Annotated in this window: 10 protein-coding genes; 8 read left to right on the forward strand and 2 right to left on the reverse strand. The window is 66.6% G+C overall.

Features of this window, described 5'->3' with window-relative positions:
- Positions 1-31 precede the first annotated feature (31 nt).
- The 6 genes from infB (at position 32) to HLA98_RS17380 (ending at position 8,601) form a co-directional block, all read left to right on the forward strand.
- Positions 32-2,683 carry a translation initiation factor IF-2 gene (gene infB, locus HLA98_RS17355; RefSeq protein ID WP_057502014.1) on the forward strand — a complete coding sequence of 884 codons (2,652 nt, stop codon included), beginning with the start codon at positions 32-34 and terminating at the stop codon, positions 2,681-2,683.
- 132 nt (positions 2,684-2,815) lie between these two features.
- Positions 2,816-3,199 (forward strand): 30S ribosome-binding factor RbfA, encoded by a 384-nt coding sequence (gene rbfA, locus HLA98_RS17360; protein ID WP_005410447.1) that lies wholly within the window; start codon positions 2,816-2,818, stop codon positions 3,197-3,199.
- A gap of 107 nt (positions 3,200-3,306) precedes the next feature.
- The gene (gene truB, locus HLA98_RS17365; protein ID WP_049445758.1) at positions 3,307-4,215 is read left to right on the forward strand and encodes a tRNA pseudouridine(55) synthase TruB; all 909 of its coding nucleotides are present in this window, start codon (positions 3,307-3,309) and stop codon (positions 4,213-4,215) included.
- A gap of 173 nt (positions 4,216-4,388) precedes the next feature.
- Positions 4,389-4,649, forward strand: a complete 261-nt coding sequence (gene rpsO / locus HLA98_RS17370) for a 30S ribosomal protein S15 (RefSeq protein WP_005410445.1) — start codon at positions 4,389-4,391, stop codon at positions 4,647-4,649.
- 151 nt (positions 4,650-4,800) lie between these two features.
- The gene (gene pnp, locus HLA98_RS17375) at positions 4,801-6,909 is read left to right on the forward strand and encodes a polyribonucleotide nucleotidyltransferase (protein WP_057502013.1); all 2,109 of its coding nucleotides are present in this window, start codon (positions 4,801-4,803) and stop codon (positions 6,907-6,909) included.
- A gap of 129 nt (positions 6,910-7,038) precedes the next feature.
- Positions 7,039-8,601: a winged helix-turn-helix transcriptional regulator gene (locus HLA98_RS17380; protein WP_057502012.1), complete on the forward strand. Its 1,563-nt coding sequence runs from the start codon at positions 7,039-7,041 to the stop codon at positions 8,599-8,601.
- On the opposite strand, the gene HLA98_RS17385 is transcribed toward HLA98_RS17380, so the two are convergent.
- On the reverse strand, positions 8,570-9,634 hold the full coding sequence (locus HLA98_RS17385; protein WP_080392960.1) for a serine hydrolase domain-containing protein: 1,065 nt from the start codon (positions 9,632-9,634) through the stop codon (positions 8,570-8,572). The genes HLA98_RS17380 and HLA98_RS17385 overlap by 32 nt on opposite strands.
- Before the next feature lie 516 nt (positions 9,635-10,150).
- Here HLA98_RS17385 and HLA98_RS17390 point away from each other — a divergent pair.
- Positions 10,151-11,341: a glycoside hydrolase family 18 protein gene (locus HLA98_RS17390; RefSeq protein WP_049445762.1), complete on the forward strand. Its 1,191-nt coding sequence runs from the start codon at positions 10,151-10,153 to the stop codon at positions 11,339-11,341.
- 90 nt (positions 11,342-11,431) lie between these two features.
- Positions 11,432-11,824 carry a VOC family protein gene (locus HLA98_RS17395; protein ID WP_057502011.1) on the forward strand — a complete coding sequence of 131 codons (393 nt, stop codon included), beginning with the start codon at positions 11,432-11,434 and terminating at the stop codon, positions 11,822-11,824.
- Positions 11,825-11,953: 129 nt separating this feature from the next.
- Here HLA98_RS17395 and HLA98_RS17400 read toward each other — a convergent pair whose 3' ends face one another.
- Entirely contained in the window at positions 11,954-13,513 is a 1,560-nt protein-coding gene (locus HLA98_RS17400; protein ID WP_057502010.1) for a PepSY-associated TM helix domain-containing protein, read from the reverse strand.
- Positions 13,514-13,515: the final 2 nt, after the last annotated feature.

A 13,515-nucleotide genomic window follows, 5' to 3' on the forward strand; every position in this document is an offset into this window, starting at 1 on the left:
GGGGGGGCGCCCACAAGATCATAGGATCCGAATGTCGCAGCAAACCACCATCCGCAAGCTTGCCGAACTGGTCAACACGCCGGTCGAAAAACTGCTGGAACAGCTGGCCGGTGCCGGCATGAAGTTCAGCGGTCCCGACCAGGTCGTGACCAGCACCGAGAAGGTGAAGCTCCTGGGCTTCCTTCGTCGTTCGCACGGCAAGCCCGAGCAGGCCCCGGAAGAAACTGATCAGTCTGCAAAGAAGATCACGCTCAACCGCCGGAAACAGCAGGAAGTGACGGTCAGTTCCGGTCGCAGCAAGACGACCGTGAATGTGGAGGTGCGCCAGAAGCGTACCTACGTCAAGGATGGTGCTCGCGCCATGACCCCGGACGAAGAACGCGCCGACATCCTGCGCAAGCTGGAAGAGTCGCGCGCGCGCAACCTCGCCGAACAGCAGGCACTGGCCGAGAAGGATCGTCTGCGCGACGAAGCCATTGTCCGCGCCCGTGAGGAAGAGGTCGCCGCCAAGGAACGCGCAGAGGCCGAGAAGAAGGCCGCCGAGGAAGCTGCCGCTGCCGCCAAGGCGGCCGAGGCGCTGGCTGCCAGCAAGCCGAAGGTGCGCGCTCCGATCGACGAAACCGCGCCGCGCCCGCCGCGTACCCCGGCTGCCGCTCCGGCTGCACCGCGTGGTGCACCGCCGGCACCGCCGCGCAGCGACGACCGCAACAACCGCAGCGCGCCGCGCAACGAGCGTGGCCCGGGTGATCGCTTTGCCGGCCAGATGCATCTGTCGGCGGCTGATCGTGCGCGTCGTGGCAACAGCAACAACAGCAACACCCGGGGTCGTCCGGGTGGTCGCAACCAGAGTGGCGGCCGTCGCGACATGTCGCGTGGTGGCAGCAACGCCGGTCCGCACGCCTTCGAGCGTCCGACCGCACCGGTGGTGCGTGAAGTGGCGATCGGCGACACCATCACTGTGGCCGACCTGGCGCAGAAGCTCGCGCTGAAGGGCGGCGAGGTGGTGAAGGCGCTGTTCAAGATGGGCGTGATGGCCACCATCACCCAGTCCATCGACCATGACACTGCCGCGCTGGTGACCGAAGAACTCGGCCACAAGGCGATCCGTGCCAACGACAACGACGCCGAAGACGCACTGCTGGCCTCGACCGGTGAAAACCAGGGCGAAGCCACCCAGCGTCCGCCGGTGGTCACCATCATGGGTCACGTCGACCACGGCAAGACCTCGCTGCTGGATTACATCCGCCGCACCAAGGTCGCCACCGGCGAAGCCGGCGGCATCACCCAGCACATCGGTGCCTACCACGTGGATACGCCGAAGGGCGTGATCAGCTTCCTGGATACCCCGGGCCACGCGGCATTCACCTCGATGCGTGCGCGCGGCGCCAAGCTGACCGACATCGTGGTGCTGGTCGTGGCCGCCGATGACGGTGTCATGCCGCAGACCAAGGAAGCGATCCAGCACGCGCGTTCGGCGGGTGTGCCGCTGATCGTGGCGATCAACAAGATCGACAAGTCCGATGCCGACCCGATGCGGGTCAAGAACGAACTGCTGTCCGAGCAGGTCGTGGCCGAAGACTTCGGTGGTGACACCCAGATGGTGGAGATCTCGGCCAAGACCGGCCTGGGCGTCGACGACCTGCTGGATGCCATCTCGATCCAGGCCGAACTGCTGGAACTGAAGGCGGTCGACGAAGGCCGCGCCGCGGGCGTGGTGATCGAATCGTCGCTGGACAAGGGCCGTGGCCCGGTCGCCACGGTGCTGGTGCAGCAGGGCCGCCTGAAGAAGGGCGACTACCTGGTGTGCGGCATCCAGTACGGCCGCGTGCGTGCGCTGTTCGACGAAACCGGCAAGCAGCCGGAGTTCGCCGGCCCGTCCATCCCGGTGCAGGTCCTGGGCCTGTCCGGCGTGCCGGAAGCCGGTGACGACTTTGTGGTCGTCGAGGACGAGCGTCTGGCCAAGGACGTTGCCCAGCAGCGTGAGACCAAGCGCCGTGAATCGCGCCTGGTCGCCACCGCTGGCAGCCGCATGGAAGACATCATGGCGACCCTGGGCAAGGGCGAGGGCCAGCAGGTCCTCAACCTGGTCATCAAGGCCGACGTGCAGGGTTCGGTGCAGGCCCTGAGCCAGGCACTGGTCGCGCTGTCCAACGAAGACATCCGCATCAACGTGATCCACTCCGGCGTGGGCGGCATCACCGAGTCGGACGCCAACTCGGCGGCCGCTTCCAAGGCCACCGTCATCGGCTTCAACGTGCGTGCGGATGCTTCGGCCCGTCGCATCATTGAATCCAACGGCGTGGACCTGCGTTACTTCTCAATCATCTATGACGTGATCGATCAGGTGAAGCAGGTGGCCTCCGGTCTGCTGGGCGTGGAGATCCGCGAAGAGATCATCGGTATCGCCGAGGTCCGCGACGTCTTCCGCAGCTCCAAGCTGGGCGCCGTCGCCGGTTCGATGGTCATCGAGGGCGTGGTCAAGCGCAACAAGCCGATCCGCGTGCTGCGCGACAGCGTGGTGATCTTCGAGGGCGAGCTGGAATCGCTGCGTCGCTTCAAGGAGAACGTCGAGGAAGTCCGCAACGGTACCGAATGCGGTATCGCGGTGAAGGCCTACAACGACGTCAAGCCGGGTGATCAGATCGAGTGCTTCGAGCGTATCGAAGTGCCGCGCACCCTGTAATGCTGCAAGGCGGCCCGACCAACGGTCGGGCCCCACCATGTACCTGTAGCGCCCGACCGTTGGTCGGGCGACAATCGAATCAAAGGTAGCGCCCGACCGTTGGTCGGGTGACAACTGAACCAAGAGCTCCTCGTGCCCAAGACTTTCCATCGAACCGACCGTGTCTCCGCCCAGCTGCGCCGTGAACTCGGCACCCTGGTGCACAACGCCGTGCGTGAGCACGGGTTGCCCTCGGTGAGCGTGTCCGACGTGGAAATCACCCGCGACATGGCCCATGCCAAGGTGTTCGTCACCGCGCTGATGCCCGAACGTTCGGCTGAAGCCGTGGCCGGCCTGAAGGAGCTGGGCTATCGCCTGCGCATGGACCTGGCCCGCGCGATGAAGCTGCGCCACGTGCCGGAACTGCACTTCCACTACGACGACTCGGTCGACCGTGGTGAGCACATCGACAACATCCTGCGCGACCTGCCCGATACGCTGGCCGCGGAGAAGCGTCGCGAGAGCGACGAAGAATAAGCGCGCGACGCCGGGCATGCCCGGCGTTGTTGCATTCCGGCTGCGCGATGTCTGATGCAGACCCCGCTGCGGCAGTCGAGCATGGCTCGACTCTACGAAATTCTGTCATGACCCGAATTCAGTTCCGCCGCCTGGATGGCATCCTGCTGCTCGACAAGTCGACCGGCATGAGCTCCAACGCCGCCCTGCAGGTGGCCCGTCGCCTGTTCCGTGCCGAGAAGGGCGGCCATACCGGCAGCCTTGATCCGCTGGCCACCGGCCTGTTGCCGCTGTGCTTCGGCGAGGCAACCAAGATCGCCGGCCTGCTGCTCGGCTCGGCCAAGGCCTACGACGCCGAGATCATGCTCGGCCAGACCACCGATACCGATGACGCCGAAGGCCAGGTGCTGCTGCAGCGCCCGGTGCCTTCGATCAGCGCCGAGGCCCTGCAGGCGGCGCTGGTGCCGCTGACCGGCAGCATCCGCCAACGCGCCCCGATCTATTCGGCGCTGAAGCAGGGTGGGGAACCGCTGTATGTGAAGGCCCGCCGTGGGGATGTCATCGAGGCCCCGGAACGCGAGGTCCACGTGCATGCCATCGAGGTGCTGGAGCAGCAGCCGGAACGGCTGCGCCTGCGGGTGACCTGCGGCTCCGGCACCTACATCCGCAGCCTGGCCCGCGACCTGGGCGAGGCGCTGGGCTGTGGTGCCCACATCAGCGCGCTGCGCCGCCTCTGGGTCGAGCCATTCCGTGAACCGGCGATGGTCACCCTGGATCAGCTGCGGGCGATGGTCGAGGCGGGTGACGAGACGGGCATGGACGCGCTGCTGCTGCCATTGGCGGCCGGCCTGGCTGAGTATCCGCGGATCGACCTCGATGCCGATCAGACCCACCGCTTCTGCGTCGGCCAGCGCCAGCGCGACCCGTCCTGGCCCCATGGCCTGGTGGCCGTGTTCGGTCCGGACGACGCTGTCCAGGGATTGGGCCAGGTCGATGACAGTGGCCTGCTGGCCCCGCAGCGTCGTTTCAACCTCTGACCTGGCCTGCCGGTTCAGCCCCGGTCCTTGTCCCGGAAGCCCCCGCCCGTTACAATTTCGCGGCCGTTTTCCGGCAGCCTGCCTCGCGCGGGTTTCATCCTTGTAGTCCACGGCGAGCCTGGCGGTGCGCGAAGCGCGTTCCTGCCGGCCACGCATCACAGAGAAAAAAGAAAATGTCGATCGACACCCAGAAGGTCATTGAAGACAACAAGCGCAGCTCGGCTGACACCGGCTCCCCGGAAGTCCAGGTTGCCCTGCTGACCGCCCGCATCGAACTGCTGACCGGCCACTTCAAGACCCACAAGAAGGACCACCACAGCCGCCGCGGCCTGCTGCAGATGGTCAACCGCCGTCGCAGCCTGCTCGACTACCTGAAGAAGAAGGACGTCGAGCGTTACAAGGCCCTGATTGAAAAGCTTGGCCTGCGTCGCTAAGCAACGAATCCCCCGCGGCGCAGCGATGCGCCGCGGTTTTGTTTTGTAGCACCGCAATCCCCGATTCAGGCCGGAACGATCCGGCCACCCGCTGGCGGCAAGGGTCGCCGACGGTCCAAATTCGCAGACAGCATCCCCAAGGACACCCTCCGTGGCAAAAATCACCAAAACCTTCCAGTACGGCAAGCACACCGTCACGCTCGAGACCGGCGAAGTCGCCCGTCAGGCCAGCGGTGCCGTCATCGTCAAGATGGACGACACCGTACTGCTGGTCACCGCCGTCGCCGCCAAGAGCGCGCGTGAAGGCCAGGACTTCTTCCCGCTGACCGTCGATTATCAGGAAAAGTTCTACGCCGGCGGCCGTATCCCGGGTGGTTTCTTCAAGCGTGAAGGCCGTGCGACCGAGAAGGAAACCCTGATCTCGCGTCTGATCGACCGTCCGATCCGTCCGCTGTTCCCGGAAGACTACAAGAACGAAGTGCAGATCATCGCCACGGTCATGTCGTTGAACCCGGACGTGGACGGCGACATTGCTGCCCTGATCGGTGCCTCGGCTGCCCTGTCGCTGGCCGGCACCCCGTTCATGGGCCCGATCGGCGCTGCCAAGGTCGGTTACAAGAACGGCGAGTACATCCTGAACCCGACCGTCAGCGAACTGGCTGACTCGCAGCTGGAGCTGGTCGTCGCCGGTACCTCCAACGCCGTGCTGATGGTTGAATCCGAAGCCGCGCTGCTGTCCGAAGAAGTGATGCTGGGCGCCGTGACCTTCGGTCACCGCGAGATGCAGAAGGTCATCAACGCGATCAACGAGCTGACCGTCGAAGCCGGCACCAAGCCGTCGACCTGGGAAGCCCCGGCCAAGAACGACGTGCTGATCTCCGCCCTGAAGGAAGCCATCGGCCCGCGCCTGGGCGAAGCCTTCCAGGTGCGCGACAAGCTGCAGCGCCGCGACGCCATCTCGGCGATCAAGAAGGACGTGTTCGAAACCCTGGCTGGCCGCGTGGCCGCTGAAGGCTGGAACCCGGCCGAGCTGTCGAAGGAATTCGGCGAGCTGGAATACCGCACCATGCGTGACTCGGTGCTGGACACCAAGGTCCGTATCGACGGCCGTGCGCTGGATACCGTCCGCCCGATCGCCGTGAAGACCGGCGTGCTGCCGCGTACCCACGGTTCCTCGCTGTTCACTCGCGGCGAAACCCAGGCCATCGTGACCATCACCCTGGGCACCGCCCGTGACGGCCAAGTCATCGACGCCGTTGCCGGTGAGTACAAGGAAAACTTCCTCTTCCACTACAACTTCCCTCCGTTCTCGGTGGGTGAGTGCGGCCGCATGATGGGTCCGAAGCGCCGCGAAATCGGCCACGGTCGCCTGGCCAAGCGCGGCGTGCTGGCTGTCATGCCGTCGCTGGAAGCCTTCCCGTACACCATCCGCGTCGTCTCGGAAATCACCGAGTCGAACGGTTCCTCGTCGATGGCTTCGGTCTGCGGTTCCTCGCTGGCCCTGATGGACGCCGGCGTGCCGGTGAAGGCGCCGGTTGCCGGTATCGCCATGGGTCTGGTCAAGGAAGGCGAGCGCTTCGTCGTCCTGTCCGACATCCTGGGTGACGAAGATCACCTGGGCGACATGGACTTCAAGGTGGCCGGTACCGCTGAGGGCATCTCCGCCCTGCAGATGGACATCAAGATCGAAGGCATCACCGAAGAGATCATGAAGCAGGCGCTGCAGCAGGCCAAGGCTGGTCGTCTGCACATCCTGGGCGAAATGGCCCACGGCCTGACCGCTCCGCGCGAAGAGCTGTCGGACTACGCGCCGCGCCTGCTGACCATCAAGATCCACCCGGACAAGATCCGCGAAGTGATCGGCAAGGGTGGCTCGACCATCCAGGCCATCACCAAGGAAACCGGCACCCAGATCGACATCCAGGACGACGGCACCATCGTCATCGCTTCGGTCAATGCCATCGCTGCGCAGGCTGCCAAGGCCCGCATCGAGCAGATCACCTCGGATGTCGAGCCGGGCCGCATCTACGAAGGCAAGGTCGCCAAGATCATGGACTTCGGTGCGTTCGTCACGATCCTGCCGGGCAAGGACGGTCTGGTCCACGTGTCGCAGATCTCCAGCGATCGCGTCGAGAAGGTCGGCGACGTGCTGAAGGAAGGCGATGTGGTCAAGGTCAAGGTGCTGGAAGTCGACAAGCAGGGCCGTATCCGCCTGTCGATGAAGGCCGTGGAAGAAGGCGACGCCGTCAGCGCCGAGTAATCGACCTCCGGTCGATTGCGCGGTGGGTGGGGACCGTTGGTCCTCACGCTTTCGCAAATGAAAAAGCGGGCTTCGGCCCGCTTTTTCTTTGCCTGTCATCCAGCGCGCTGCAGCCGCTATGCTTCGGCCATGGACACCCTGCGCCTGCTCGACCTGGACATCGATCGCCCGGCGCGGCGCGTCAGTCGCAACGGCGAGGCATTGCCCGTCAGCGGCCTCAGCTGGACCCTGCTCGATGTGCTTCTCGCGCACGGCACCGACGTCGTGGATTTCGACACGCTTGCCGCGCAGGTCTGGGCGCCGGCGGTGGTCGGTGAAGATGCGGTCAGCCAGCGGGTCAAACTGCTGCGCCAGGCCCTGGGTGACGACAGCCGACGCCCGCGCTACATCCGTTCGGTGCGCGGTCGCGGCTACCAGCTGTGTGTGCCGCCGCTGCCTGCGGCCGTACCGCCCGAGCGATCACGCTGGCGTCGCCGATTCGGTTGGGGCGTAGCCGCCGTGGCGGTACTGTGCGGGGTGGCCGCACTGTTGCCGTGGTCGCGGTCGGCATCGCAAAGCGGCGCACAGGCGTTGCTGCAGCGCGCCGACTACTACGCCGGCATCGGCCAGGCCAGCAACAACGAACGGGCCATCAGCCTGTATCGGCAGGCATTGCAGGCCGACCCGGAGTCTGCTGGCGCGCGGCGTGGTCTGTCTCGCGCTCTGTCGGCGCAGGGGTGCCTGTTCAACGGTACGCCCGCGCAGCTGAGCGAAGCGCTGTCCCTGGCCGAACTGGAGCGCCAGCGTGCGCCGCGCGACGCAGCCACCCATGCGCTGTGGGGCTACGCGCAGGACTGCCAGGGCAACATGCGCAAGGCTATCCAGGGATATGCGCGCGCCATTGAACTGGACCCGGGAGACGAGCGCAGCCGCGCATCGCTGGCCTACCTGCAGCAGGAGCGCGGCCAGCTCGCCACAGCGCTGCAGGCCAACCTGACCTTGAAGGCTCCCGAGCGCATCCGCTTCCGTGATGTGCAGGTCGCGCGCGAGCTGGAACTGCTGGGCTTCACCCAGGTGGCCGCGGTTCGCCACGCACGCAACTTCCAGCTGTACCCGGACAACGTTTTCTCCAATATTGCCTGGCCGCGCAGCCTGTACCTGGCCGGCGCGCCGCAGCAGGCCCGGCAGGCGCTGGACGAGGCGCTGGCGCGTGGCACGCCGCATCCGCAGCTGCTGCGCCTGCAGGGCGAACTGGCGTTGCTGGCCGGTGACCACACGGCCGCTGCCGAAGCCTTTGAGCGTGGCCGCCAGCTGCGGCCCCAACAGTCGCTGGGGCAGGCCCTGGCGGCGTTGCATGGACCGCAGCCGGCGGATCAGGGGTGGATCGATCAGCGTCTGCGGAGGTTCGGCGACAGCGACGGCGACGGCTGGCCCGATGCAGCCCTGGAGCGTGCGTTGTTGCTGCAGGCCGCTGGGCGCAGCAATGACGCGGTGGCAACACTGCACCGGGCCGTTGATGACGGATTCCGCGATGTGGCGTGGCTGCGTGCTACGCCACTGTTCGCCCCCCTGCGCGACACCCCGGGCTGGGCGGCACTGCTGGATCGCCTCGATACCGATATCGGCCGGCAGCGCGCCCAGGTGCTGGCCTCAGCCTGGCGCCCCGACGACCTGGCCTCGCTCAGTGCAGCGCCGGCAACAGGAACTCGGTGAGGATCCGTCGCGACTGCGGATGGGCGAAGCTGCGGTTGAACGCCTGGCTGGTGACCACCGCCACTACGCGCTGTTCGGGCACTACGAACACATAGTTGCCGCCATTGCCGGACATCGCCCATACCGTGCGCGGTGAACCGTGCACATCCAGCTTCAGGCCCCACCACTGATAGCCGTAGTCGCTGCCGTCGGGGGCGGTTGCCTGCGCCCGTACCATCGTCTCGACATAGTCCTTCGGAATCAGCTGCCGGCCCTGCCAGCGGCCACCATCGAGCACGAGCTGACCGAAGCGGGCCAGATCACGCGTGCGGTAGCGGGTGCCGCCGCCGCCCATGCCGATCCCTTCTGGCGAACGGTTCCATTGGCTGTGGGTGATCCCCAGCGGACGCTCCAGCACCCGCGCGGCGTAATCGGCCAACGGCTGCCCACTGGCCTGTTCAAGCACCGCGCCCAGTACGAACGGGTTTGCAGTGCAGTAGGCGAATGCGCGCCCATGCGGGCTGTCCTGCGGCCGCTGCATCCACGGCGCGAAGCCCTTCACCGGCAAGCTCAGTGCAAAGTCCAGCCATTTCTCGGTTACGTACATGCGTTCCTCGTGGCCGGCCGAGAATGGGTTCTCGTCATCGCACTCCCACAGGCTGCTCATGGTCAGCAGGTCCTGTACGCGGGTAGCGCGCAGGCGCGGGTCGACCGTGTGCCGGTCAGTGAAGGCGGGGAAGTAGTCATAGACCGGGGCCTGCACGCCGGGCAGCGTGCCCTCGCCGATGGCGGCGCCGACCAGCAGCGCGGTCACGCTCTTGCTGGCCGACCGCACGTCATGCAGGGTCTCGGCATCTGCACCGTTGAAGTAGCCCTCATAGACCACGGTGCCATCGACCTGCAGCAGCACGCTGCGGATCTGCTTGAGCTCGTCGCTGGCGATGGCACGCTCCAGCGACGCCAGCCGGGTCGGGTCCGGAGGCGTGGCGCGGGCGGCGAGGGGCGCGCCACAGATGGCGCAGAGCAGGGTGAGGACAGACAGGATCGAACGCATCGTCGGACTCCATCGAAAGGGAACCCGATTGAGCCTGCGCTGCGTCTGAAGTGCTGGAAGCCGGCCTGAAGAATTCTGAAGGCCTTGTGCCACAAGGCTCCGGTGTTCGACCGCTGCAGCTATAACGCCCAGTTGACCCTCGGATGGCCATGGCGATCAGTCCGCCGAACAGCTCCACCGCCTTCGCCAGGTCGCCTTCGTGGAACGCATCGTAGGCGCGCGCTTCCAGTATCTGGTGTTCGTCGAGGGAGGCATCGTCCAGCAGGTTGCCGTAGTCGGGGTGTCGGTGTTCATATCCATGTGCGGTTGAAGATCCGCGGCCACGTTCGCCGAAGCAGGGGGCCGGGTGCGTTGCGTCGGCGCGTGTCCTGCTGCAATGCGTGATGGCAGTGGCATGACTGCCTCGTTGTCGCCCTCTGGCTGATCGTTGCTGTCCACTGGACGACATGCCGCGACAACCGTCCCGCAGCCCCATCGGTTTGCTAACGTGGCTGCGCCTTCGAACCGGGAGTTCCCATGTTCCGCCAGACCGTGGCCGTTCTTGCCGTGCTGATTGCCGGTGCCTTGCCCATCGCCGCGCTCGCCGCGCCCGCGCAAGCGCCGATCTTCGGCGCCTACTACCCCGGTGGTTCGGCCGAGCGCTACCCGGTGTCGAGCATTCCCGCCGAGCGCCTGACCCATCTGTTCTATGCGTTCTCCACCATTGAGGACGGCCGCTGCACGGTCGGTGCGGAGGCGCCGAAGAACTTCGCCGCGCTGGCTGAACTCAAGAAGGCGCACCCGCACCTGCGCACGCTGATCTCGATCGGTGGTTGGGGCGCAGGTGGGTTCTCCGATGCAGCGCTGACCGAGGCCAGCCGCAAGCGCCTGGTGGACTCGTGCATGGCGCTGTTCTTCGATCGTCATCCCGGCAGTTTCGACGGCGTGGACATCGACTGGGAATTCCCGGTCAGTGGCGGGCCGAAAGAGCTGGCGCATCGCCCGCAGGACCGTGCCAATCTGACCCGGCTCGCGCAGGCGTTCCGCGTGGCACTCGACGCGCACGGCCGCAAGGCGGGGCAGCCGATGCTGCTGACCGCTGCGCTGGCCGCCGGTCGCCTGCAGACCGATGGCCCGTACGATCCAGCAGCGAGCTATGACCTGCCGGCGTTGGCCAAGGTGTTCGATTTCATCAACCTGATGAGCTACGACATGGGCACCGGCTTCTCGGCAGTGTCGACGTTCAACGCGCCCTTGCATGAAGTGCCGGCCGATCCGCTGGCGCCGGAGCTGCGGCGCTGGAACAACGTCGCCGGCGCGGTGCAGTACTACCGCGAGCACGGCGTGCCGGCCGAGAAGCTGGTGCTGGGCGTACCGTTCTACGGGCGCGGCTTCAAGGTCACCGGCGATGCCCCGGATGGGCTGTACCAGTCCTACAGTGCGCCGGCCGATGCCGGCGACTGGCGGGTGATCAAGGCACGCTATCTCGACCAGCCGGGTTGGACGAAGCACTGGCAGCCGCAGGCGCAGAGCCCATGGCTGTACAACGCCGGGCAGAAGATCTTCATCAGCTATGAAGACCCGCGCTCGATCGGCCTGCGTGCGCAGTTCGCCCGTGAGCAGGGCCTGGCCGGGGTGTTCATGTGGGAGCTGACCGGCGACGACGAACAGGCCAGCCTGCTCAATGCCATGCTGGGCCCGTGGCAGAAAGCGCGCATCGGCGACTGAGCTGCATCAGGCGATGTCCGGCGCAATGCCGCAACGCCATCGACCCAACCCCGCACAGCATGTCCATGCCCGCAGCGTTACGCTGTGGGCATGATCCATCTTGAACGCTTGGACCACCTGGTCCTCACCGTCGCCGACATCGAACGCAGCTGTGCTTTCTACCAGCGCGTGCTCGGCATGCAGGTCGTGCGCTTCGGTGCGGGCCGTACCGCGGTGCAGTTCGGCCAGCAGAAGATCAATCTGCATCCGGCCAGTGCACCGCTGCAGCCGCATGCGCGGCGACCCACGCCGGGCAGTGCCGACCTGTGCCTGGTCACGCGTACGGCGACAGTCGATGTGCTGGCCCACCTGCAGGCGCAGTCCGTTGCGGTGGAGGAGGGGCCGGTCGCACGCACCGGCGCGCTGGGACCGATCGAATCGGTGTATTTCCGCGACCCGGATGGCAACCTGATCGAAGTGAGTCGTTACCGGGGCGAGGCATGATCCTGCTTGGGTAGCGTCGAGCTTGCTCGACGGTGCTTGGCGCGAAATCAACAGCTGTCGAGCAAGCTCGACGCTACAGGGGGCGTTGCGCGCAACGGTAGGTCGCGCCGGGCCATGCCCGGCGGAGGCTCAGTTGGCCCAGACGCTGTTGGGGTCGCCGTTGCGGGCGCGGCGCTGGCTGGCGACGGCCAGGCGGGCGAAGCCGAAGGCCATGGCCAGCGCGATGGCATCGACCCAGAACAGCGGCCAGTGACCACGCCCCGCAGCACGCCACAGCCAGTCGCCATTGAGTGCGCCGTGCAGCACCGGCACCAGTGCGGTACTGATCGCTGCCGCCCACAGCAGTTCGCGTGCGGCCTGCGCCGGGCGTCGCAGCGCGGCCCATAGCGCACAGGCCGCCCAGCTGCCGAAGCAGGCCCAGCGGATGCCGTGGTCGACCGCCGTCGGCGCCAGCCGCTCCAGCACCAGTGCGGTGACGAAGGCGACCGAGATCGCCACGCACAGGCCGATGCACACACCGACCGTCGCCCGCGCCATGTTCACCCCGGCACGCGGCTGCTGCGGCTGGCGGCGCCTGCGCCGCGATTCGATCCACAACAGGTTGCCGGAGTAGAACAGGAAGGCACCGCCGAGGCCGAGCAGGAAGTACAGCCAGACCACCACGCCATTGCCGAATTCGCCGAAGTGCAGCGCGTAGGCGGCGCTGAGCGTGGCATGGTTGGCGTCGCGCTGGCCCGGTAGCTGCGAGGCCAGAACGTTGCCGGTGGTCACGTCCAGCGCCACCGCGCCAAGCGGGCCGAGCGTGCCGGTGGATTCACCGGTGATCTCGATGGTGGCATTGGCATCGCCGGCATTGGCCAGCTTCAGGTAGGCCGGCTCGAAGTTGGCCACGCCCTGTGCGCGGGCGACTTCAAGCGCACGTGCATGCAGCACGCGCAGGCTGCCCGGCGGCGCCGGAATGCCACTGGCCTCGCGCACGGGCGCGGTGTCCATCGCCGTCGGCACCGCCTGCAGGGCCTTGCCGTCGTAGATCAACGGGTTGAGCAGGGCCATCTGCACGAACACCAGGCAGAGCAGGGCGCCGGTCACCGCAAACATCAGGTGGAAAGGCAGGCTGAGCACGCCGACCACGTTGTGCGCGTCCTGCCACAGCTGCTTCAGGTTGCGGCCCGGACGCAGCGCGAACAGATCACTGAACAGCTTCGGCAGGTGGATCACCAGGCCGCTCAGCAGCGCCATGCCATACAGCAGGCTGACGATGCCCATCACGTAGATGCCGGCCACCGGCAGGCCGAGGCTGTAATGCAGCTCGTTGACCAGCTCGGCCAGTCCGGTCTGTGGTGGTGTGGTGCTGCCGGCGATCTGGCCGGGCCAGGCATAGCGCCAGCTGCCATCATCGGTCTGCCAGTACGCAAGTGGCTGCGGATGTTCGGCGCCGGGGAAGGTCATGCCGACGTGGCGGCGGGCTTCCGGGTGTGCCGCCAGTACGTCTTCCAGCAGATACTGCGCGTCGTCCAGGCCCGCTGGCAGCGCGGTGGCTGCGCCCGGGGTCTGCCACAGCGGCAGGTCGTGATGGAACAGGGTCAGCGCACCCGCGTAGAAGGCCACGAACAGGCCGAAGCCGGCGACCAGGCCGACCCAGGTGTGCAGGGTGGTAAACGTGCGCAGGGTCTGCGAACTGAACTTCATGG

The sequence above is a fragment of the Stenotrophomonas africana genome, assembly GCF_013004645.1.
Classification (GTDB): domain Bacteria; phylum Pseudomonadota; class Gammaproteobacteria; order Xanthomonadales; family Xanthomonadaceae; genus Stenotrophomonas; species Stenotrophomonas africana.